The sequence below is a fragment of the Treponema sp. OMZ 906 genome (genome assembly GCF_024181185.1).
Lineage (GTDB): Bacteria > Spirochaetota > Spirochaetia > Treponematales > Treponemataceae > Treponema.
Genome location: NZ_CP051196.1, coordinates 579,971 through 601,721, shown reverse-complemented (window position 1 = coordinate 601,721; position 21,751 = coordinate 579,971). Strand labels below are relative to the sequence as shown.

The 21,751-nt window shown below is 43.9% G+C and carries 21 protein-coding genes; 9 read left to right on the top strand and 12 right to left on the bottom strand.

Annotated elements, in window-relative coordinates; all coding sequences use genetic code 11:
* Positions 1-43: 43 nt before the first annotated feature.
* From argS to E4N69_RS02580, 3 genes are all read left to right on the top strand, one after another.
* Complete coding sequence (gene argS, locus E4N69_RS02590; RefSeq protein WP_253824394.1) at positions 44-1,807, top strand: arginine--tRNA ligase; 1,764 nt, start codon at positions 44-46, stop codon at positions 1,805-1,807.
* Between the two features lie 88 nt (positions 1,808-1,895).
* A complete protein-coding gene (locus E4N69_RS02585; protein ID WP_253824393.1) occupies positions 1,896-2,822 on the top strand; it encodes a DUF58 domain-containing protein in 927 nt (308 codons plus the stop codon).
* On the top strand, positions 2,819-3,805 hold the full coding sequence (locus E4N69_RS02580) for a hypothetical protein (RefSeq protein ID WP_253824392.1): 987 nt from the start codon (positions 2,819-2,821) through the stop codon (positions 3,803-3,805). The genes E4N69_RS02585 and E4N69_RS02580 overlap by 4 nt, the downstream gene beginning before the upstream one ends.
* Positions 3,806-4,038: 233 nt before the next feature.
* Here E4N69_RS02580 and E4N69_RS02575 read toward each other — a convergent pair whose 3' ends face one another.
* On the bottom strand, positions 4,039-5,550 hold the full coding sequence (locus E4N69_RS02575; RefSeq protein WP_253824391.1) for a major outer sheath protein Msp: 1,512 nt from the start codon (positions 5,548-5,550) through the stop codon (positions 4,039-4,041).
* A 242-nt stretch (positions 5,551-5,792) separates the two neighbouring features.
* Positions 5,793-6,644 (bottom strand): Rpn family recombination-promoting nuclease/putative transposase, encoded by an 852-nt coding sequence (locus E4N69_RS02570; protein ID WP_253715064.1) that lies wholly within the window; start codon positions 6,642-6,644, stop codon positions 5,793-5,795.
* Positions 6,645-6,854: 210 nt separating this feature from the next.
* Between E4N69_RS02570 and lepA the strand changes: the two genes are divergently transcribed.
* Positions 6,855-8,660 carry a translation elongation factor 4 gene (gene lepA / locus E4N69_RS02565; RefSeq protein ID WP_253824390.1) on the top strand — a complete coding sequence of 602 codons (1,806 nt, stop codon included), beginning with the start codon at positions 6,855-6,857 and terminating at the stop codon, positions 8,658-8,660.
* Positions 8,661-8,670: 10 nt separating this feature from the next.
* Here lepA and E4N69_RS02560 read toward each other — a convergent pair whose 3' ends face one another.
* Positions 8,671-9,345 (bottom strand): B3/B4 domain-containing protein, encoded by a 675-nt coding sequence (locus E4N69_RS02560; protein ID WP_253824389.1) that lies wholly within the window; start codon positions 9,343-9,345, stop codon positions 8,671-8,673.
* 263 nt (positions 9,346-9,608) lie between these two features.
* On the opposite strand from E4N69_RS02560, the gene E4N69_RS02555 reads away from it, so the two are divergent.
* The 3 genes from E4N69_RS02555 to E4N69_RS02545 all read left to right on the top strand — a co-directional run bounded on the left by E4N69_RS02555 (position 9,609) and on the right by E4N69_RS02545 (position 13,343).
* On the top strand, positions 9,609-11,531 hold the full coding sequence (locus E4N69_RS02555) for a beta-N-acetylhexosaminidase (protein ID WP_253715061.1): 1,923 nt from the start codon (positions 9,609-9,611) through the stop codon (positions 11,529-11,531).
* 63 nt (positions 11,532-11,594) lie between these two features.
* A complete protein-coding gene (locus E4N69_RS02550; RefSeq protein ID WP_253824388.1) occupies positions 11,595-12,509 on the top strand; it encodes an alpha/beta hydrolase in 915 nt (304 codons plus the stop codon).
* Positions 12,510-12,593: 84 nt separating this feature from the next.
* The gene (locus E4N69_RS02545) at positions 12,594-13,343 is read left to right on the top strand and encodes a CPBP family intramembrane glutamic endopeptidase (RefSeq protein ID WP_253824387.1); all 750 of its coding nucleotides are present in this window, start codon (positions 12,594-12,596) and stop codon (positions 13,341-13,343) included.
* Between the two features lie 327 nt (positions 13,344-13,670).
* Here E4N69_RS02545 and E4N69_RS02540 read toward each other — a convergent pair whose 3' ends face one another.
* Positions 13,671-14,657 (bottom strand): helix-turn-helix domain-containing protein, encoded by a 987-nt coding sequence (locus E4N69_RS02540; protein ID WP_253824386.1) that lies wholly within the window; start codon positions 14,655-14,657, stop codon positions 13,671-13,673.
* Positions 14,658-14,690: 33 nt separating this feature from the next.
* A complete protein-coding gene (locus tag E4N69_RS02535; protein WP_253824385.1) occupies positions 14,691-15,524 on the bottom strand; it encodes a hypothetical protein in 834 nt (277 codons plus the stop codon).
* A gap of 65 nt (positions 15,525-15,589) precedes the next feature.
* Here E4N69_RS02535 and E4N69_RS02530 point away from each other — a divergent pair, with 65 nt between their 5' ends.
* Positions 15,590-16,309 (top strand): class I SAM-dependent methyltransferase, encoded by a 720-nt coding sequence (locus E4N69_RS02530; protein ID WP_253824384.1) that lies wholly within the window; start codon positions 15,590-15,592, stop codon positions 16,307-16,309.
* A gap of 38 nt (positions 16,310-16,347) precedes the next feature.
* Positions 16,348-17,169 (top strand): glycoside hydrolase family 191 protein, encoded by an 822-nt coding sequence (locus tag E4N69_RS02525; protein WP_253824383.1) that lies wholly within the window; start codon positions 16,348-16,350, stop codon positions 17,167-17,169.
* Between the two features lie 53 nt (positions 17,170-17,222).
* Here E4N69_RS02525 and E4N69_RS02520 read toward each other — a convergent pair whose 3' ends face one another.
* The 7 genes from E4N69_RS02520 to E4N69_RS02490 all read right to left on the bottom strand — a co-directional run bounded on the left by E4N69_RS02520 (position 17,223) and on the right by E4N69_RS02490 (position 21,573).
* On the bottom strand, positions 17,223-17,756 hold the full coding sequence (locus E4N69_RS02520; protein WP_253824382.1) for a hypothetical protein: 534 nt from the start codon (positions 17,754-17,756) through the stop codon (positions 17,223-17,225).
* Between the two features lie 98 nt (positions 17,757-17,854).
* Positions 17,855-18,142, bottom strand: coding sequence for a TRL-like family protein (locus E4N69_RS02515; RefSeq protein ID WP_253824381.1), 288 nt, complete (start codon positions 18,140-18,142; stop codon positions 17,855-17,857).
* A gap of 123 nt (positions 18,143-18,265) precedes the next feature.
* The gene (locus tag E4N69_RS02510) at positions 18,266-19,711 is read right to left on the bottom strand and encodes an ABC transporter ATP-binding protein (protein ID WP_253824380.1); all 1,446 of its coding nucleotides are present in this window, start codon (positions 19,709-19,711) and stop codon (positions 18,266-18,268) included.
* A gap of 41 nt (positions 19,712-19,752) precedes the next feature.
* Positions 19,753-19,992: a type II toxin-antitoxin system MqsA family antitoxin gene (locus E4N69_RS02505; protein WP_230977938.1), complete on the bottom strand. Its 240-nt coding sequence runs from the start codon at positions 19,990-19,992 to the stop codon at positions 19,753-19,755.
* The gene (locus E4N69_RS02500) at positions 19,970-20,266 is read right to left on the bottom strand and encodes a DUF4258 domain-containing protein (protein ID WP_162662421.1); all 297 of its coding nucleotides are present in this window, start codon (positions 20,264-20,266) and stop codon (positions 19,970-19,972) included. Before E4N69_RS02500 ends, E4N69_RS02505 begins: the two co-directional genes overlap by 23 nt.
* Before the next feature lie 48 nt (positions 20,267-20,314).
* A complete protein-coding gene (locus tag E4N69_RS02495) occupies positions 20,315-20,995 on the bottom strand; it encodes an energy-coupling factor transporter transmembrane component T family protein (protein WP_253824379.1) in 681 nt (226 codons plus the stop codon).
* Entirely contained in the window at positions 20,995-21,573 is a 579-nt protein-coding gene (locus tag E4N69_RS02490) for an MptD family putative ECF transporter S component (RefSeq protein ID WP_253824378.1), read from the bottom strand. The genes E4N69_RS02495 and E4N69_RS02490 overlap by 1 nt, the downstream gene beginning before the upstream one ends.
* Between the last annotated feature and the right edge of the window lie 178 nt (positions 21,574-21,751).

Genomic DNA, 21,751 nt, shown 5'->3' with positions numbered 1-21,751 from the left:
CTAAAAACAGAAGTTTTTAGCAATTCCTATAAGTGAGGTAATTATGAACGATATACGGTTATTATGGAAAGAAAGTATCGCCCGTGCACTTACATCGCTGCTGCCGGAAGGAGCCGAGTCTGTTACTGCGGAACGAATTGCGATGGAAACACCTCCCGATCCGAACCTTGGTGATTTAGGCTTTCCGCTTTTCAGTTTTGCAAAGGCACTGCGCTCCGCTCCCGCTAAAATCGCAACGGAGTTGTTGCCCAAGCTGCAAGCCGATCCTGCCCTCAAGGGAAAAGGAGAAGTGAAAGCGGTTGGACCATATATCAATGTCTTTTTACCCAAGGGAGAAACGGCCGCCCAAATTCTCAACATGATTATCAATCAAAATGAAAATTATGGAAAAACGAAAACCCTGCATGGTAAAAAAATCATGGTCGAGTTTTCCAGCCCCAATACCAACAAACCGCTGCACCTCGGCCACCTGCGTAATGACGCCATCGGTGAAAGTCTTTCTCGTATCCTCCAGTTCAGCGGAGCGGATTTATACAAAACCAATATTATCAACGACCGCGGTGTGCACATCTGTAAATCGATGCTGGCATACCAGCTCTTCGGCAACGGTATTGATCCGGTAAAAGAAGGCATCAAACCCGATAAGTTTGTCGGTGATATGTATGTTCAGTTCCACAAGTACAGCAAAGATCATCCCGAAGCCGAAGAGCAAGCACAGGAAATGCTGCGGAAATGGGAAGCAGGAGACCCTGAAACGATAAAACTGTGGAAAAAGATGAACGGCTGGGCGCTACAGGGTATTCAGCAAACATACGACCGCACAGGTGTTTCATTTGATAAGCTTTTCTTTGAAAGCGATGTATTCCGCAAAGGGCGCTCCGAAATTATGGAAGGCTTAAAAAGAGGTATCTTCTATAAAGACGAAGACGGCTCCATTTGGGTCGACCTTAAATCGATCGGATTTGAAAAGAAACTGTTGTTGCGCGGAGACGGAACATCTGTTTACATCACACAAGATATTGGACTCGCAATAACACGCCATAACGAGTGGCCGTTTGACAAGCTTATCTACGTAGTCGGTAACGAGCAAATTTATCACTTTAAAGTACTCTTCTATATAATGAAGCTTCTTGGCTATGACTGGTATACCGGTTTATATCACCTTGCGTATGGTATGGTAAACTTACCGGAAGGTAAAATGAAGAGCCGCGAGGGCACTGTTGTCGATGCGGACGATCTTATTACCGAGCTCAAGAATAGCGCGCTAAAAGAGATTTCATCCAAGGGACGTGAGGAGGCGGTAGGTAACCCTGAAGAAGTTGCAGAAAAAGTTGCACTCGGTGCATTGCACTACTTCCTGCTCCAAGTAGACACGATAAAGGATATGCTCTTTAATGCGTCCGAGTCTCTTTCGTTCAACGGCAACACCGGCCCCTACATCCAATACATGGGTGCACGTATCGCTTCTATTTTGCGCAAAGCTGATACGGAAGAAGGCAAAAAAGCAAAGGCGGGCATTTGCAAGCCTGAACTGCTTAGCTCCGATATAGAGTGGGAATTACTGAAAAAACTGGAGGAATTTCCCGCTCAAGTAGACAAAGCAGCCGACCAGTATGCACCGATGCTGATAACAAGCTATCTTTACGACCTTTGTAAGCTGTTCAGCCGTTTCTATCATGATTGCCCCATCCTCGGTGCAGAAAATGCAGATGTCGCTGCAACCCGGCTTGCCCTCGCAAAAGCAGTATATATCGTACTGAAAAATGCAACATGGCTCGTGCTCGTTCCCTTCCTTGAAGTTATGTAAACGGCAGGAGTCTTAACACTGTCAAAACCTCTAAAAACATTTGGTAATGTAAACCGTTGTTTTTAGAGGTTTTCCGTATATAGGGCAGATGAAAACAGGTTATTTAGCGGAACGATCAAAACAACTACAGCTGGCGGCGCTCTCCATTGCACAGGGAATGCAAGCAGGAAGTTTTCGCAGCCATTTCCGCGGAAGAGGTATTGAATTTGATTCGCTGCGGGAATATGAAGCGGGGGACGATATCCGCAGTATCGATTGGAACTTGATGGCGCGGAGCGGCAAAACCTTTGTGAAGCTTTATCGCGAAGAACGAGACTTGCGCCTTTTTCTGATTGTCGACGTTTCCGCTTCGATGGAAACAGGTTGCACCACCCAATCGCCGCAAGAAAAAGCTTTAGAAGCAGCAGCGCTGATTACCTTTGCGGCGGAACACTTGCATAGTTATACGGGACTCCTCGCTTTTGACGGAAAAGTTACGCGGGTGTTCCAGCTCCAACGCGGCAGGGAAGCGAACCTGCATATACTAAGCACCCTGGAACGTATTGCCATTTCGGGCAACAAAAACAAGGGAACAGCTTTAGCTCCTGCACTCGAAGCGGCAGCAAAACTCCTGCGGCAACGGGCTCTCATTATTATTCTATCCGATTTTAAAGTAGAAAATTTTGAAAAGGAGTTAGGGCTATTGGCACGCCGCCATGATGTTGCAGCTATTCGCATTACTGCCCCTTACGATGAAGCGCTGCCCGCCGCAGGGATATTGCGCTTTACCGACCCCGAAACGGGACTGGAGCGGCTCTTGCCGACCAATTCGCATCAGTTCCGGCAGGATCGTATCCGCCGTATAGCAGAAGATACCCAACAATGGGAAAACACCTGTATACGCTGCGGAGCATATCCGCTCGTGTTACCGTACGATGGTAATACGGTAAAGCTCTTGAATCAATTTTTTTTGACCGGCAAATACGGTGCTCAGCCCTTTAGCCGATACCGGCCTCAGGTGGATGCGGCATTATGAACGGCGTACTCATTCCCCAGCATATCTTTGTCGGTGATACGGCACAGTTCCTTTTTCCGTTATCTCAAAAAGAATACAAAACTTTAACCGCCGGCGGCTTTACTGTCGGCGTACCTATCCCACTCGGAAATATAACGCAAAACGATGTGATGACAATCAACGAAATCAGCATCGTAAAACGGGAATCCGGGTACTATCTCGCTATTACATTCATCCCATGGGAAACAGGTGACATCGATTTTCCCGCTCTTACGTTCTTACAATTACACAATAAACTTCCGGCAATCTCTGTATCTTCACTTTTGGGAACCGGTGAACGGGTAAGCCTCCAGCCGCCGAAGCCGCCGCTGTTACCTCCGGGAACCGATTTTCTGTTATATGGCGCAGCGATTTTAGGGGTCGGGTTGCTTGCAGCGTCAGGCTGCGGAGTGTGGCTGCTGCTTAAAAAGCTGCGGAAAAGAACGCTTGGAACAGCAAAACAGCGGCTTACTGCACTGCGTAAACAACTAAAGCGGCTCTATAAAACAGCACGGAAAATTCAAAAGCACATCCCCCCGGCCGATGCAGCTTTCGGTACAAATCAGATTCCTGCAGATACGGACTTAACCTTTGACGAGGGCTTAAAAAACACGAAAAATGCCATAGAAAGCTGGTATGCGAGCATTGACCGCTGCCTCCGCAAATATATACAGGATTTGTATATGAGCAACCACCTTACAACCTCAACAAAGGATGAAGCATATTTTTTAAGCGCGACCTACGCAGAGTTGACAGAAACGCTTACAGAACTATTTGCACCAAAACGAACCATAACCGATCTATTTTGTATCTTTTATGCCATGCTGGAACGGCAACGTTTTGCAAGTCCCCCGCCGGCGCTGATACGCAATTATACCGCCGTTTCGCAGGATATGCTTAAGCAACTGCCGCGCATTGCCGAAAAAGCGGAAGCTGCGTATGCCATACTCAGCCGGAATCCTTAATTATTTAGGCGCTTCCAGTTCGACTTTAGAAAGGCCTGCTATCCTGCAAATATCAGCGGACGGATCTACTCCGGAATTGATTGCGACGGTATTCTGAGATACCAGATATCTTATTTTGTCGATCTTAGGTTAAAAAGTATCTCATTAATCAGTATGCTTTCCGTATACAAAAAAAGCCTGTCCCGCGTAGTGCGGAACAGGCTTTTAAGCGTAGCTATTAGGCCGAATACGGCTTAGTAAGCAACTTTAAGTGAAAGAACGAATGCACCGTAGTGCTCGCCGCCTGTGGCAGACTTATCGATAATCTTTGCATACGTATTCTTTTTAATTGAACCCTGATTCCACTTAGCTTGCACTTCAACCTTTTCAACCGGGCTGAATTTTACGCCGACGTCATAGGCAAGAGCAACAGTAGCTGCATGAGGAGTTTCAAGCCAGATATCTGCAAACGGCTTTATCCACATAGAATCGTTGATATTAATCTTGTATGCGCCCCAAACTTTTGCAAAGAACGGGAATTGCTTAGCCTTCAGATTAGCAAGCAGTTGATACATACCGACATAGACACCTGCATCCAAGCCTTCTACTAAATTGGTTGCATCCTTTTTGTCACCCTTTGTTTCAAACTGTGCAAACACAGCCATATCAACTATACCTCTTGCCTTGGTTTCTGCGTCATATCCGCCAATCAGAGTTCCTTCCGAACCGACATACACACCGGCGCCTACCCACTTGTACTGAGCGGTAAATACGGTATCCCAGTCAAAGGTTTTTCCACTGAAAACATACATTCCATCAAAACCGGCTTTAAGTTCTAACCCCTCTACCGGTGCGGATTTCGCTTCAACACCGAAGTTTACATTAGCCTTCTTATAGCCAGGGCTCAATGTCGAGTTGACGGTAAGAGCAAGTTCGAGCATCTTATCAAGCGGTTTAATAGAAAGGTCAAATCCAATAGCATACTTGCTGTGCTGAGCAGGATCTCCAGCTTTTGTTCCATACATTGAGTAATGACCAGCAGGAACTTTCGTCTTTCCCTTTGCGTCTCCGAAATACTCCTTTCTTGTCGTTACATTAATCCATACTTCACCATTAGTAACCGGAGTATCCGCAAGCTTATCGACAGTTCCTTTATAGTTTTCGTAATCAACTTGAGTCTTACCGGCCTCAGATTTCCAGTTTCCATCCGAGCCGAACTTTAAACCGATATCCAATCCCAACAAGTTCTCGTTTGCATAGCCGAGCTTTGTACCGTAACCGTCAAAACTGGCATCAAACTTAAAATCATCTTCCTCATAGTCATCGTCTTTTTCGCGCGGCTCCCATATTTGAGCATAATTTGTACTAAACTCAGGCTTATCATGCGCAGTAAAATATGCACCATAGAACACAAACTTTGCTTCAAGACCTTTAACTTTTCCATTAACATTGAATTTTCCTTCGTCTTTATTCTTACTAAGGATATTCAATTCCACCTTCTTCAAGGTGACTTCGCCGTATACGGGTACGTTACTTTTGGTCGAAGTTCTATCAGCCTTCTTATAAATCGGGAATTTTACCTTCCAAGAAGCTTCGTTATTAAATCCGTGTTTATACGACTCAGTCTTTGAGCCGAGGTCAATACCCCAACTTACGGTTGCGTCGGCTTCAATAGCAATGTTCTGATCTGCAGTTGCAGCATCTGCCGCCCACACAAAAGCAGCAGCAAAAAGAATAGTCAAGCTTACGAGTAGATATTTTTTCATAACAAAAAATACCTCCTTTAATACTTTCTTGGCCAAAGCGTAACACGCTTTTGAGCGGCCATACTTAATTAAAAATATGCTAGCTGATTTTTTTTTATTTGTCAATCACTTATTTTGTAACTTTTTTGTTTTTTTTTGTTACAGAAAACCCCTATTGCACATAATAATATAGAAGCAAGAGACTTGAATTCAGCAAAAATTCTCTATAATTGTGAATTGCTAGGGTAATTCACAATTATAAATTACAATTGCGCTACTTCCTCTTTTGTGAGTCCGGTCATAAGACAAATTTCTGCCACCGGATAAGCGCGTTGACGCATAAGTCGGGCTGTTTCAAGGGCTTTTTGGTGCGAACCTTCGGCAAGACCAAGAGATTTACCTTCGGCAAGACCAAGAGATTTACCTTCGGCAAGACCTTGTGCAATACCTGCTTTCCATCCGTCATTCCGCGCATCTCGTTCAATTGTATTTACAAGCATATACTCCCTCCTTAACTCTTCATTCGCTTTTACCTCTTTTATTCGCTGCTCCAGCCTTTGGATAAACTCATCATCGTCGCTTACTTTCCCATTCATATACTCTAAAAATACTTTCAGTTTTTTATTTTTTTCTTGCGCTGCAGCTTTACTGTTTATAATAATCTTTGTTACCCCATCGTACAGCTCTATCCGGCTGTCTTCACTGCACACTGTTTTAAAAGTATATACTGGTAACGCTCTTTCAAGGTAATCAAAAGTGCAGAAAAACAGGATGAACGTATCGGGTAGACTTTCATACGGTTTGCTTTTTCCTAATAGGCTCACATCGATAGCAGCTTGATAGTATCGGATGCGTTTTGCAAGGTCTTTCTTATCGAGAGCTTGCATTTCTATGTCATAAATACGCCCGTTATAATCTTTTGCCCATACGTCAAACCGGACACCTTTAGCTCGCCCTGCATCGTCGATTGTCTTTTGCAGCTCTATATTGGTTATTGTTCCTACCTTTCCCTGTAAAACTCTATTTAACAGTGTTTTACAGATTTCCGGATCCTCCATGACACGGTAAAACATATAATCGTCGGCTATGGTCAGCTCATCAAAATCTTTTTCCATGGTTTTAGTTCCTATTTCATTCTTGTAATATTATACCAAAAAAAAGCGTGGCGCAACCTAGTTTGTCAGAAATCTGGCATGACCAAAAACGAGAGAAAATATTGCTGACTAAATATCATTATGAAGCGTATATTGCCGTCCAATATTTTTTATAATTGCAGTATCACCTCTCTGGACAGCCCCTCGCATTTCCAATAGTATAAAGACCCTATGTATTCAATCGACCATATCCGCAATTTTTGTATTGTTGCTCATATCGATCACGGGAAGTCAACGCTTGCCGACCGTCTTATAGAAAAAGCCAAGGTTATCGACGAACGCTATTATCGGGCGCAGATGACCGATAACATGGATATTGAACGGGAACGCGGCATTACCATTAAAAGCCAAGCGGTTACCATTCCCTACCGCGCCGTCGACGGGCAGGATTATCTTTTAAACTTTGTCGACACGCCCGGTCACGTAGACTTTACGTATGAGGTGTCCCGCGCTATTGCTTCCTGCGAGGGGGCAATTTTGATTGTGGACGCAACGCAGGGGGTGGAATCTCAGACGCTTTCCAATATGTACCTTGCGCTTGAGCACAACCTCGAAATTCTGCCGGTCATCAATAAGATTGACCTACCGGCGGCGGATATTCCGGCGGTTTCCGCTCAGATAGATCACGACCTAGGGCTTGATCCCGATATTGCCGTTGCGGTTTCGGCAAAAACCGGCAAAAATATCGATGCGCTGTTTGAAGCCATCGTCAAGTATTTCCCGCCGCCGACAGGCTCCGCAGAAGCCCCCTTGCAGGCGCTCATCTTTGACTGCCACTATGACGCATACCGCGGGGTTATTATCCACCTGAGGGTGTTTGAAGGGACGGTAACGCCCGGCATGACCATCCGCTTTATGCACAGCAATGCGGAATACCGCGTAGAAGAAACCGGCGTTTTTATCCTCGACCTTGTGCAGCGGGATTCTCTCCGTGCGGGAGAGGTCGGCTACATCATTGCGGGTATTAAAACCGTCTCCGATGTACAAGTCGGCGACACGCTCACCGATGCAGCCCGTCCCTGTGCGGAGCCCCGTGCAGGGTTCAAAGCAGTAAAACCTGTGGTGTTTTCCTCCGTGTACCCCGTCGATACCAACGACTACGAACAGCTGCGCGATGCCTTTGAAAAACTCAAGCTAAACGATGCAAGCCTCACCTACGAAAAAGATTCTTCGGTAGCGCTCGGACATGGGTTCCGCTGCGGCTTTTTGGGGCTGCTCCATCTGGAGATTGTACAGGAACGGCTGGAACGGGAATTCGACCAAGCGGTTATCTTTACGGCGCCGTCCGTGCGGTATCGCCTCCATCTGCGGAACGGCGAAACCATGATCTGCGACAACCCGGCAGAATATCCCGACGAGGGGAAAATCGCTTCCGCGGATGAGCCGTATATCAAAGCGAATATCATCACCCCGACTGAATACCTTGGCAATATCATCTCTCTCTGCATCGAAAAGCGGGGTACGCAAACCAACATGACCTACCTCGACCAAAAGCGGGTGGAGGTTACCTACGAAATGCCGCTTGCGGAAGTGCTGTTTGAATTTTATGATCGACTCAAAAGCATCAGCCGCGGCTATGCGTCGTTTGAATACGAAGTAATCGAAATGCGCCCAACCGAGCTGGTTAAAATCGATATTCTGCTGAACGGCAAACCGGTGGACGCCCTTGCACAGCTTTCGTACAAGCCCAACGCCTACAACAAGGCACGGCACGTGTGCGAGCAGTTAAAGGAAGAAATTACACGCCAGCAGTTCAAAATCGCTATTCAGGGCGCAATCGGCAGCCAAGTTATCGCACGGGAAACAGTTAATCCGGTGCGCAAGGACGTGTTGGCAAAGTGCTACGGCGGCGACATCACCCGCAAGCGTAAGCTCCTTGAAAAACAGAAAGAGGGAAAAAAGCGCATGAAGATGGTCGGCGATGTCGAGTTACCGCAGTCAGCCTTCCTTTCGGTACTTAAAACCAAAAGCGAATAGCGGTTGCGCACTAGCCCTCGATAACCTGTATTTCAAACTCCAACTGGGGCATACACTCCGCTAAATCGTTTTGAATCCGCTTGAGCGCTTCTACACGTATTTCAACAGAGGTATTGGCATTCCCTTGGATAATAAAGATTGCATTTTTTGTTCCGTCATCAAATTTATAATTTTCACCGTCGCGGACGCCAAGCCATGCGATAATACCTTTAGGGTCGCGGTATACATAGTCGGTTTCGGCGACGTGTTTTTTCGTCGATGAAATCGGAAGAAAAACGCCCGCTTCTTTATTGACGGTAAACGCTATCTGCCCGTCTATCTTATCAAGATCATGCCCGCCAATCGCTAAAAACGAATGTAATGACTCAACATTATAAATATCGATAACACTGTTGATATGCGGCATAGAACCACGTCGCTGAATATTCCGAATAAAGGCCGGAACAGTCGGCGGATACTTTTTGATACTACGCCCAACACGTTGCAACATATCTGCATACCCTTGCGTAATCGGATGATTCGACACCGCCTCAACATCGCAGTGCAGCGCCCAATCTTCCATCTTCTTTTGCTTCTTTAAGAACGAATCTGATAATGGCGCCTGAGGGTCTATATTTTTTGCAATGCCAATCGCAACACTTTTAATCCCAAGCTCAACGATACTTTTATCAATAATAAATTCCATAGCAGCTGGCCTCCGGTTTTTGTATTGAGTATAGCGGATTGATTATACCTTTGTTAATAGGGCATTTCTAAAAAGCTGAGTTTTTTAGAGATGCCTGATAATTTTTTTAAAAGCCTATGCATTGCGTTAAATTAAGGCTGTCATTTCTCTATAACTATGATATAATGAAAACTATTATTAGAGAAACTCTAAAACCTAAAATTATTAGAAGATTTCTTTAATTAGTTTTAGTGGATAAAATAATGTGTACGGCGATAAAACAATTGAAACCTTTAAAACTCGATCTATCCGATCTTGACGAGAAAATGACACTCGCAGTGGCGGAACTTCGGAAAAGCTATCCGCTCAGAATTAGCGAAGACGGTATTCCTGTTACGTTCAAAAAAGTGAAGGACTCCGAAATTTCCGCAACATTTAGGAACGGCGTATGCGAAATCGAAGCGGACTCTGCACCGCACTTTTATTTTGCGCTGTCGATGCTGCTGCTTAAAAGCCAAACGATCGAAGATTCAAAGGTCTATACACGGCGGGATGCACAGCGTTTATTGGAATTCCGCATGGATCATTTTTTTGAAAAAAACGGCTTAATGCTCGATCTTTCCCGTAATGCTGTTGCACATATCGATATGCTGAAGCAGTTTATTCGCGAAATGGCCTTTATGGGACATTCGTGGTTTATGCTGTACATGGAAGATGTGTACGAAGTTGAAGGCGCTCCCTATTTCGGCGCATTACGCGGACGGTATTCCATAAAAGATTTACAGGAAGTTGACCGCTATGCACAGATTTTCGGCATACAGTTGATACCGTGTATTCAGACACTTGCTCACATGGAGCAATATTTTATGTGGGAGGCCGTAGAATACAAGTATAAGGATATCGATAACATCTTTAATGTCGGCAATGCTGAAGTACAAGCCCTACTTACACGGATGATTGCATCGTTGCGCAAGGCTTTCTCCACTGATATTATCCACATTGGGATGGACGAAGCCTATAATCTGGGGCGCGGGCGCTATTTGGATGAAAACGGGTTTAAGAATAGGGGGGATATTATGCAAGAGCATCTTGCTTTTATGAAAACCCTCTGTAAAACATACGGCTTTAAACCTATTATTTGGGATGATATGTTCTTCGGCTGTTATTCCAATAACAAAGAGGATACTGAGCCGATTATCCCTAATCAGATAGGATTGATGTACTGGGATTACTACAGCTGCATAAGCAAACATTATCGAGACCACCTTCAAGCATGCCGTACGCTAACGAAAAAGACCATGTTTGCCGGCGGGGCATGGCGCTGGATGGGATACATACCCCATCATAAGAAAACACTCGAAACCACACTTGCCGCTATTGAAGCTTGTCGAAAGGAAAGAATCAAAGAAATTATTGTTACGACCTGGGGAGACGACGGTAGCGAAGCGCCGCTTTACACCTGTATGTTCGGCTTGGTACTCTACGCCTACCTTGACTGCCATATCAAATATCAAGAAGAAGAATTTGCACAGTATCTAAAACTCTATACCGGTATGGGGCTTGACGAATGGATGCGGCAGGGAGAACCGGATTTATTTGAAGGAACAACCGGTAATAATTATGATATAACGCCGTCGAAATATCTATTATATCAAGATCCGCTCGGTTCAAAATTTCTGCATTACATACGGACGTTAACAACCGATATGGATGCCGTCTATAAAAAACTTGAACAAGCCTTTACCGAGGACGCAGCCAATACGGATAATTCTTTGCAGCACAGTATCGCCGAATTTTACGCGATGATGATGAAAACGCTTTACTATAAGTGGCGGCTCCCCTTGGATATTTGGGAGGCGTATAAGAAGGCGGATAAAAAAGCATTGCAGGCATTAATCGAAAATAAGATAAAGCCGCTAAAAACGGTATTAGCCGAAACAGCGAAGGCGCGTCGGCGGGTATGGACGGAAGAATGCCGCGGATTCGGTTCGGAGGTGTTGGATCACCGCTTCGGCGCAATGCTAATGCGGCTGGAAGTTACACAGGAAGTACTGGCCGATTACATACAGGGTAAGATTAAGCAAATCGACGAACTTGAAGAAGAACGGCTCGATCCATGCCCCGAATCGGATAAAATGCTCGAACCGCAAGCGGTGCGCTATAATCGCGCCTTGCGTATTATGACCGCCTGCCGAGAAACGTGGTAAAAAAGGTAGTCATGGCAAACGCATCGGAACTTTTAAGTATTTGCCCTGGAGGAGAGAAAACTAATGCAGATAGCATATCAGACAATGAGCGACGGTGCCTCCCTCGCCGTTTATAAATGGCTTCCGGAACAGCACCCTAAGGCTGTGCTGCACATCGTGCACGGAATGGCAGAACACGCCCTCCGGTATGATGATTTTGCAAAAACGGCATGTGAGAGAGGCTTTGCAGTAGTTGCTTCCGATCACCGCGGTCACGGAAAGACCGGTTCAAAAAGCGGCTTAATGGGGTACCTTGCCGATGGAGACGGATTCAGACGTGTTGTCGAAGATCAAAAAGAAATCAATGCGGAGATACAAAAACAATATCCTGCGCTTCCGGTTATCATCATCGGGCATTCGTTCGGCTCCTTCGTAACACAGGAATACATCGAACGGTACGGTACAACGGTAAAAGCAGCAGTTCTCATCGGTTCGGCAGGCCCCAACCCAAGCGTATCCGTCGCCTTGTCGCTTGCAAATCTTAACTGCGCATTTAAAGGTCGGAAATCCGCTGCAAAATTTATGAATGCATTGGTGTTCGGCTCATATAACAACAGGATAAAAAATCCGCACACAGCCTTTGACTGGCTTTCGAGGGATGAAAGCGAAGTAAAAAAATATATCGATGATGAATACTGCGGATTTGTCTGTACCGCAGGCTTTTTCCAGGATTTTATGCGTGGTCTTAAAAGACTGCATACGCAGACAGCTTTAAAAGGTATACCGGCCGCTCTTCCTGTTTTACTTACCGCCGGGTCGGAAGATCCCGTTTCAAACGGAGGCAAAACGCTAAAAACCCTTTACCGTATCTATCAAGACATCGGGATGCAGGACGTAACGCTAAAACTATACGAGAACGGGCGGCACGAAATTTTGAATGAAACAAATAAAGAGAAAGTAAAAGCCGATATCTTGGAATGGATAGAAAAGCGGCTGTAGGCACCTCTAAAAACTCAATGAGATTTTTAGAGGTTCGCGATAGGCGATAACCTAGTTTAAAAAAAATCACGATAAGATAACGAGATGAAATGGAACGACTTTAATAAAAACGATGTACTTCTCTTTATTGAATTCGCTGCTGTAACTGCTTTTTTATTGCTTCCTCCGCTGTTTTCAGCGGTACCGTTCACCCTTCCGCCCAAGCCGGACGGACTATATGCACAGTGTGTTTTCTGTTTTTATACGATATGTGCCGCCGCGTATGAAGAAATACTATATCGGCTCTATACTCCAAATCGGCTGCACCGCATCTATGCCGGTTATATCGAACCGCGGCTGCAGAGAAATGTGCCTGCATCGGAAAGTAGCTCGGAAGGCACCACCGAAAACGCCATAGATTTGCAGCAGCAGTCTTTATCGCATAATCAACATTCCCAACGTGGCATGTTAGCATTATCCCTCCGCACGGATCAGTCCCGTTATAAAAAGGCCGCCTCATTTAAAACTACCGTATTTTTTGAATTGTGCTTCACCGAAATCCTCGCCCTGCTGCTCTTCACGCTCGCGCATCGTTACCTCGGGGGTATGTCTATGCTCTTCGCCGCAGGAGCCGGAATCGTATTTCGCATTGCCTATCTCAAGCTCAAACAGGTATTCCATCCGGCAGTAAGTATCGCGCTGGTAGCCATAGTACACGGCCTTTGGAATATCGGGGTGTATTATTATTTGTGGGGAAATACTGGTACCCGCGTCATATCGAGGCTGTACGAATTGTCGGCGAACGCAATATCCTTCACCTTTTCCGAATTGTATACCGCCATTTCCCTCGCGTAAGAAATCGGTATGTTCACCGCCTCATCGTGCAGCGTTGTTAAAATGAAACGTGGCTTTACGCCGCTCAGAAAAAGCCTGTTAGCTCTAAAAAATCGCACTGTTTCCTATAATTCAGAGAATTCAAAATTTATATCTAGTATAGTATGCCTCAAAATAGTGGGACTTCCCATCCACCCTATAAAACATAAGCCTAAAAAAACAAGCCGCTATTAACCCGTTCTATTCTGAAAGTAATATCCGCTATCTTGAAAATATTGTGCGTGATATAAAAGAGGGAAAGGCTCATTTTGCCGAGCATGAGTTGATTGAGGCAGAGTAATGCGGCTATTATGGGAAGATAGCAGGGAACCTCAAACTTCTTCCATAGAATTTTCGGAAGGCTTGCGAGAAATGACTGACATTCACATACCCGACTGCATAAGCGGCTTGGCTGACCGTTGTGTTTTTATCATCCAATAATGATCGTGCCGTTTCCATCCTTATACTATGAGTAAACTGATGAATTGTTTTTCCGAATGTTTCTTTAAAGCCCTGTTTTAATCGGGTTTCGTTTAAAAATACCAGCCGCGCTAATTGCGGAATTGTCGGAGGAGCAGCATATCGTTCCGATAAAATATCGTGAGCGCGTAACACGGCAGCATATTCGGCAGGAGAAAGCGAGGAACGGGTAATTCCGCGCATGGGGTTTGCAATGTAACGTTGCCAAAGTTGTGTAAGCAGCGTTTTGGTAATACCTTCATAAAAGATCTGCTGCATCGCGCCTTCTACCGGACTATCGATAATATCCTTAAAAAGCCGTATCAACGGAAGTTCCGGTTTTTTCGGCTCCATCAGCCAATCCGTCAAGCCATCCGGCTCTGTGTTTTTTGATTGCATACCTGCAAACGCAAAGGGCAGCGCTTGCTTAAATTCATCCGTACCGAATAGAGAAACAGCCGTAATATCCTCCCCTGCCGGATACATCATCATACCGCAGCTGTTTTGCTTGGTATAAATGCCCAGCTCATTCGGCGAAAGGCACGTGTCGATTACACCTGTTTCGGAATAGGCGATATGCCCGCCAAAACAACACGTCGTTTCAAATGCGGAATTATAGCCGTCATACTGCATCACCAGCGGATAGCGCAGCTTGAGTCGAATAATCGAAAGCCCGACATTCCCGCAAGGGAAAATATTGCGGATAGTTCCGACTCCGACCTCTTTCGGAACCGTATATGTTTTACAACACCCCTCATCCGCACAGCGGAAGCCGAATTGCTCTCTTAATATATAATCATAATCATTTATCTGTTTAATAACTAAGACCGATTGCATTAGCGCCCTTTTTAAGGAATATCAAAATTCCGATCAGCGTATATCCATCAATTCAATCGCCACCCTATTCAACCGATCAATCAATCGTTTCGGATTTGAAAACAATTCATATCCTTCTTTTGTCAGTGTGCAATCAATCCAAGCCGGAAATGTGTTTGTGAGTACAATTTTATCCGTATCGCTATAAACGTATATCCGTATCGGTTCATCTCTAAAAGCCCAAATGGTATAGCGGTACAGCAGTTGCTTTCCTTCGTGTACGCTTCTTTCCGGTAAAATGCTTCCCGAAAATTGGTGGTCATTTGCATCACCGGCATAAACGTCCATGACTTTGCCGAATACGTGCAAGATTGACGGAATACGTGCCTCAGATACCAAAAAACCTTTTGCATCATAGACAAAAATATTTTTGTCGCTATCTTGATACCGAGCAAGTGCCTTTTTTAACGAAGCAGGCTCGGATAGTATCTTGTATGCTTCTCCGAATAGCTCCCATGCAAACACCTCCGGCATATCATCGCCTTTCGGGGCATTGGGTATATATGCAATATGACTGTCGGCGTAGATAAGAAGGCGTATATCGGCAGATGAATTGTTAGGTATATCATAGCGATACGCTATCTTGGCATTTTTTGGCACCTGCGTAAAAGCGGCATCATCGGCAGCAACTGCTGCACTCTCCGTCAATAAATAATTAAAGGATTCAATATCTTCGCTCTCTGTGAGTTCACACACCAACTTATCTTTTGAATCGTACACTCTAATAGCCGGTTTATCCGTTTTTTTACTGTTATCAGCAGCAAAAACAAGTGCAGCGCACAGTAAAAAAGCTGCGTAAAAAAATATGCGTTTTGTTATTTTGATCATACCGTTCTCCCATAGCATATTATATTGATATAGTATACCATAATTATACCGATGGAGAAGAGTGAATGAACGTATACGATTTGATTGCAGAACATTACAGCGAACTTTTCCCGCTTGAGGCGGAAAAGCTTGATTTTATCCGGCGTCTTTGTCCGTTGCCGGGCAGATTGTGTGATGCAGGTTGTGCAACCGGCGACCTTGCGGTGGGTTTACATCAACGTGGATACGATATATACGGGCTCGACTTAAATGCAAAGATGATTGGAATCGCAAAAGAGAAAGCTTCGGGAATTCGCACATCCGGAGAGTTGGCATTTCATCAAGCGGATATTGCCGATATTCTGCAATTCGGTGCCTGTAACGGTGTACTGTGTTTCGGCAATACGCTCCCGCATTTACCTGATGAAACGGCACTTCGCCATTTTTTCAGCGCTGTGTATCAGTCTTTACAAGCGCACGGTATTTTTATTGTTGAAGTCCTCAATTACGACCGCATCCTTGCCGAGAAAAAAATGGACTTTAAAGATAAAGAAACGGACGCTTTTATTTTTAAGCGGCGCTATGATTTTTTGCCGGACGGGAATATCAAGTTTACCATAGAGTTTATCGACAAGCAGCACAATACCGTAGGTTCGGACTTTACGGTATTACATCCGTTACAGCGCCAAACACTGTTAGCTCTATTTGAACAGGCAGGCTTCCAATCTGTTGCCTCTTATTCGGATTACAACTTTACCGAAAGCTGTGCAGAAGATTATGCCGTAGTGTACACAGCAAAGAAATAATCGGAATAATTTCGTAATTCTCAATATAAGGTTTATTTATGAGAAATCAAAAGCTCACTTGCTTGTTTGTAATTTTTTTTACAATTATTGTGATAGACGGTATCTCCGCAGAAAGCACCAAAGATTATAAAGTGCTGATAGGTATGGATCATGAAAAAGTGATGCAGCTTAAAGGAATTAAAACGCTGGTAATTGATGCGGAGTTTTTTTCTCAAGAAGATATCGCGCAGCTTCACAAAAACGGAAACGTCCATATATTTTCTTATTTAAACATCGGCTCTATCGAAACATTCCGCGATGACTATGCAGCATTTGCGGATATCGCTTTAGGACACTATGAAAATTGGGACGAAGAACAATGGGTAAATGTTGCGGATAAAAGATGGCAAAAAAGGATAAAACACAAAGCGCAGCTTTTATCTCAAAAAGGCATAGACGGTTTTTTTCTTGATAACGCTGACGTTTATTATCATTATCACACACCCGAAATATATCAAGGACTTATAACCATCTTACAGAAAATACATACGGAGAATAAACCCATTATCATTAACGGCGGAGATACATTTATCACCGAAGCGATGCAGCAAGATTCCATTAAAGGGATAGTAAATGGCGTTAATCAAGAAAGCGTATTTACCGAAATACATTTTAAGAATAATACGTTTGGAGCAAAACCGATAGAAGACAGAGCATATTTTATGGAATATCTGGCGCAATGTAAAACGTATGGACTCACCGTCTATGTACTCGAATACGGTGCAACGAAAAAACTGACAAAAGAAATAAAAGCATATTGCGAACGCAACGGATTTATATACGACATATCCTATTCAGTAGAGCTCGATAAGCTGTTTTAAGTTTAAAGAAAGTCTTTAAAAGTTCTCACGGCAACCTAGAAAACTAGTCGCCATTATTTTGAAAAGGCTTCAAAAATCCGCTCTTTTAAATCATCTGTAGCAACGAATGATTGTGTATTCCCATCATCAAAAGTAATACTCAACACACAGTCGGAATCATGGAGCGCCTTTAAGACTTTTTCAACATATTGATTTGCGAGGATCGTAGAAACTCTTATATATCCTTTTTTTACATCTCTATCCAAGGTTGAAATATCGGTAAGAGGTATTGTCTCCTTACTATTAGATATCAAAAATGCAGCGGCTTCGATAAAGGCGCCTAAACGATTATAACAAGTAAAATTGGTATACGCATCCGAGACATAGGCGCGCTTATTCATCTGATATGAAAAATCGATCATTACATATGCATCGATGTTTGCATGCTCAGCAATCATCTTACCCGGACGAATATAATATTTTAAATTTTTTGATTCCATATAGGCAGTAATAACCTTTTCTTTATCTCGTGTATATGCCGCCGTAGCACATGAAGAAGCTGCAATTACACTTACGATTATACAAGATAAAAGAATTAATTTTTTCATAGAATCACCCTATCATATATGGAATAATAAAAATAAAGCGCTTCCGACCTCCTTGAATTATAAGCCGGAAGCGTCCCATTACCTAGAAAACAGTAGACCTATTCTCCGGAAACAACGGTTGTGACAATTTTATAAGGAATAATAGGACTTGCCGGCCAGTCAACACGAACGTCAACGGTACCTACTTTGGTAATACCGCCGTTTTTGGCAGCCTGCATAATTCCACCTTCACCTTTCAGCGGAAAAATGAGAATAAACTTCTGTGAAGCCTCACCGGTTTTCTTACCGACAGTACCGGTAGCTCCCGCTATGGGGTCCACGCTGGAACAGGACGCAATAAACAGCGCTGATACCAACACAGCTAAGGCAAATAAACCTTTCTTCATAAATATTTCTCCTTCTTATCATGCATAAAAATTATATTGCATGAAAAATAATTTAGTGATTCGCTTTAAAACAAATCCTTGCTACTATACCAATAATCAATATATAAAACAAGCCCCCCTCTTTTAAAAAACTGAAGCCGTTAGAAATTCCCGAATTTCTCTTTCATTTCCGTTTACCGGAATTTTCTTGTATGCGTTTTCACGGAGAAGGAGAGCGGTGTTGCAGACTTTGAATAAGAGTTCCAAGTCGTGGGTGATGATGAGGACGGGCGTTTCTTGAGCGCAGTGTAAGATGAGCTTTGCGATTTCGTCCATATGCTTGTAGTCGAGACCGCTGGTCGGTTCGTCTAAGATGATGATGCGCCTGTCGCTCAAAAATGCCGTTGCAAGGGCGAGCCGCTGCTTTTGTCCGCCTGAAAGTTCCTGCGGATGGTCAAGCCTTTTTTCCCAAAGGTCAATTATGCGCAGGTACTCAGCCGCTTGCTGCAAATAGGATTCATCCTTCCGTTTTGAAGAAGGAATAAGCTCGTTTTCTACCGTGTCAAAAAAAATCTGATAGTCAACATCCTGCATCATGTAATACGCTGTCTTTAAGCGCTGCCGCCGCCGCTTACCGTAACCGATATACCCTTTGCAAGACAAAAGCCCGCCTAAGGCTTTGCCGAGCGTGGTCTTTCCTATACCGTTTTTTCCGATAACGGCGGTAATCTCTCCTGCGTGTACATCAAACGAAAGATTTCTGATAAGTTCCTGCCTGCCGATAGAAACGCTCAAGTCCTCGATATGCGTAACCGCTTGTTTCGGTACCGAAGGGTTTTCGCAGACAAGACTGTCATACCGTATTGCCCTCAGTCCGTACCGCCTGCAATCCTCTGTTGTCAATTCACCCTTCAAAAAAATTTTTTCGATAGTGCCGTCCTTCATGTAGATGAGCTTATCGTACAATTCATTTAAGAAAAATAAACGATGCTCGGCAATGATAATCGTTTTTCCCATCGCCTTTAAATCCCGTATCATCGCTTGAAATTGTACAATACCTTCATAGTCGAGATTGGAAGAAGGCTCATCGAAAAACAGCAGCTTTGTGTCATAGATGAGTGTGGAAGCGATGGCGACCTTTTGTTTTTGCCCGCCGGAAAGCTCTGAAAGTTTTGCACCTTTAAGCGATTCTATCTGCATCGTTTGAAAAGCAGCATCGGTTTTTTCGCACAGGGTTTGAAAATCCATACCGAGGTTTTCTCCGGCAAAGGCAACCTCTTCCTCCGCAATGGTAGCAAAAAACTGATCGCTCGGATTTTGAAACACATTGCCGATGTACTTTGCCAATTCGCCCTTTTTATAATCCAAGATGTTCTTCCCTAAAATGCGCACCTCACCGTCGAGTATTCCGCCGTAATGATAGGGAATTAAGCCGTTTAATATCCGCGTTAAGGTAGTCTTCCCACAGCCGGAAAGTCCTGTAAGCACAACAAGCTCGCCTTCTTCAATATTCAAATCAATAGCGTGGAGCGTGGGACTTTCATCATTTTCATACGTAAAATTTTTTATCCGCGCTTCTATTATGCTCATGGCATAATTCCTTTATAAAAACAAATTCATTTGCACTTTTGCTACGCAGAAACAAGCTGCCGATACTCAATGATCGCTATCTGTTGACCCAAAGAAAAACATGCTTCTGCACGAGTATATATATCCGCTGCGGTCTGTTCATCAAGATAATATTCTCCGCAGTCATCGCAAATAAGAGCAGGAACATTACGGAAAATCAGCGTTGCATTGTTACGGGTCAGCACAACCTGCGTACGCCCTTTTTTCATTTCCCCGAACTTACAAATTTGGCACTTCATCATGGGTTCTCCTCTGAGTAAAATCTGCAGACCAAAGCGCTTCATCCGGTTGATAAACCGTAATCACATGTTCGGTAACACTGGCCGCATCGAATGCTGATACGACATGTATCGGACGATCGCCTGCAAATCCAAGAATCAGTCTGCTCGGATACGGCTCATCATCAAGGTATTCCTTGATAACGGAACCGGTTTCTATAACGGATTTTATAACATCAGGTGAAAACTCACGTTCCACCATTCGTCTAAAAACATGTGCGGAAAATAAATAATTCAATATACAATACCGCCTTGCATTCTATCTCTATTGTAAAGTAACATATTTTCATAGTACTTTCCATACTAAAAATACAGCCGCCGATAAACCCAGCGTATCGTACCAGCCGAAGCGCACCGGTTTATAACTCGTCTTTTTTCCTTCGTACTCAATCCCCTTTGCGATTATCGATGAGGTCAGCGTTTCACTTACATGAAGGCATTTATAAATGAGGGGAATAAGATAGAGTTCAAACGAGCGAAGAGGATGTAACAGGCTCAAACGCAAGCCCCGCACCTTCATGCCGTTTCTTATTTCTTTTAGCCGCGCCGTCATCTCGTCCAAAAAGCGTAAGGCGGTAACCAGTCCTATCGAAAGAGATTGCGGCGCTTTTACCGCACGCAATGCGCTCATAATTTTTAAAGGACTGGTTAAAATCAATATCCTTCCAATGTTAAAGATAGGATAGAGCCTTAAAAATAAAGCAATCAATCCTATCAATGCTCCGGTTGTCATTCCCAAATCGATATATGCCAAGAGCTTTATCAGCAAAAATAAACCGATATAGACTACAGCCCTTTTTATGCCTTCCGAGTATGAAAATAAAACCAAAAAGAGAAAGCTCATACCGAGCAGCACATAATACATCGTTTGATCGACAAAAAACACCAAGAATGATGTGAGCAGTATGAGGATAAAAAGCGTTATCGGATTCATTGACCATCCTTGAGTGTTTCTTGCCGGCTTCATTATAATACGCTCTTTTTACTGCTCTTTTCAAAGAATTTTTTGTTGATATAAGTACCGAATAAGCCTGCCAAAGATTCCAAGATGATGTTGCACGCTACCGCTATTGCGATAGCCTTTCCCGTGTAAAATTGAATCATCCACTGAGCCTGTTCACTTGAAATAGACGGAGCGAACTTCGTAATTCCTTCCGCACCTAATACTTTGACAAATATAATCGGGTGCATTGCAACGACAAACATTGCAGCCGAAAAAGCGATTGAAACTTTTACATTGCTTGAATAATCGCCGATGATGATTTCGCCAAGCACTGCCGAAACCAAACAAATCGGTATCATTATCCAATAGCCCATAAGGGTATATAACAATCCGTAGATAACCCAAAATAAAACAGCCGTCCAGCGTTGCTTTATTTTTTTAGCCGTTATCACAAAAACAGGACCGACTGCAAAAGCAGCAAATCCTGCGGAAGCGTATAAGGCTATGGCTCCCAGTGTTCCCGTCAGCATCGAAATTGCCATTCCGATTGCGAACCCAATAACTGTCAACACAGCTATTTGCACGATGTCTTTTAGTTTCATAAAACACCTCCTCTAATTTTTTTGAAAATATACGGGCATCTTCTGCGTTGCTTAGCAAAAAACAATCCTCAACGTACAGCAAGTACGCCTGCGGGTGTTTTTTGCACGCGCCTTGAATCTGCTCCCTCTATTTTCAAAAAGGTTTTCTCTAATTGGGAATAACTAATAAAAGAATTTC

What these genes read in the sequence shown, in the direction of transcription:
- argS (WP_253824394.1), top strand. Translation starts at nt 44, where the DNA reads ATGAACGATATACGGTTATTATGGAAAGAAAGTATCGCCCGTGCACTT.
- E4N69_RS02585 (WP_253824393.1), top strand. Translation starts at nt 1,896, where the DNA reads ATGAAAACAGGTTATTTAGCGGAACGATCAAAACAACTACAGCTGGCG.
- E4N69_RS02580 (WP_253824392.1), top strand. Translation starts at nt 2,819, where the DNA reads ATGAACGGCGTACTCATTCCCCAGCATATCTTTGTCGGTGATACGGCA.
- E4N69_RS02575 (WP_253824391.1), bottom strand. Translation starts at nt 5,550, where the DNA reads ATGAAAAAATATCTACTCGTAAGCTTGACTATTCTTTTTGCTGCTGCT.
- E4N69_RS02570 (WP_253715064.1), bottom strand. Translation starts at nt 6,644, where the DNA reads ATGGAAAAAGATTTTGATGAGCTGACCATAGCCGACGATTATATGTTT.
- lepA (WP_253824390.1), top strand. Translation starts at nt 6,855, where the DNA reads ATGTATTCAATCGACCATATCCGCAATTTTTGTATTGTTGCTCATATC.
- E4N69_RS02560 (WP_253824389.1), bottom strand. Translation starts at nt 9,345, where the DNA reads ATGGAATTTATTATTGATAAAAGTATCGTTGAGCTTGGGATTAAAAGT.
- E4N69_RS02550 (WP_253824388.1), top strand. Translation starts at nt 11,595, where the DNA reads ATGCAGATAGCATATCAGACAATGAGCGACGGTGCCTCCCTCGCCGTT.
- E4N69_RS02545 (WP_253824387.1), top strand. Translation starts at nt 12,594, where the DNA reads ATGAAATGGAACGACTTTAATAAAAACGATGTACTTCTCTTTATTGAA.
- E4N69_RS02540 (WP_253824386.1), bottom strand. Translation starts at nt 14,657, where the DNA reads ATGCAATCGGTCTTAGTTATTAAACAGATAAATGATTATGATTATATA.
- E4N69_RS02535 (WP_253824385.1), bottom strand. Translation starts at nt 15,524, where the DNA reads ATGATCAAAATAACAAAACGCATATTTTTTTACGCAGCTTTTTTACTG.
- E4N69_RS02530 (WP_253824384.1), top strand. Translation starts at nt 15,590, where the DNA reads ATGAACGTATACGATTTGATTGCAGAACATTACAGCGAACTTTTCCCG.
- E4N69_RS02525 (WP_253824383.1), top strand. Translation starts at nt 16,348, where the DNA reads ATGAGAAATCAAAAGCTCACTTGCTTGTTTGTAATTTTTTTTACAATT.
- E4N69_RS02520 (WP_253824382.1), bottom strand. Translation starts at nt 17,756, where the DNA reads ATGAAAAAATTAATTCTTTTATCTTGTATAATCGTAAGTGTAATTGCA.
- E4N69_RS02515 (WP_253824381.1), bottom strand. Translation starts at nt 18,142, where the DNA reads ATGAAGAAAGGTTTATTTGCCTTAGCTGTGTTGGTATCAGCGCTGTTT.
- E4N69_RS02510 (WP_253824380.1), bottom strand. Translation starts at nt 19,711, where the DNA reads ATGAGCATAATAGAAGCGCGGATAAAAAATTTTACGTATGAAAATGAT.
- E4N69_RS02505 (WP_230977938.1), bottom strand. Translation starts at nt 19,992, where the DNA reads ATGATGAAGTGCCAAATTTGTAAGTTCGGGGAAATGAAAAAAGGGCGT.
- E4N69_RS02495 (WP_253824379.1), bottom strand. Translation starts at nt 20,995, where the DNA reads ATGAAGCCGGCAAGAAACACTCAAGGATGGTCAATGAATCCGATAACG.
- E4N69_RS02490 (WP_253824378.1), bottom strand. Translation starts at nt 21,573, where the DNA reads ATGAAACTAAAAGACATCGTGCAAATAGCTGTGTTGACAGTTATTGGG.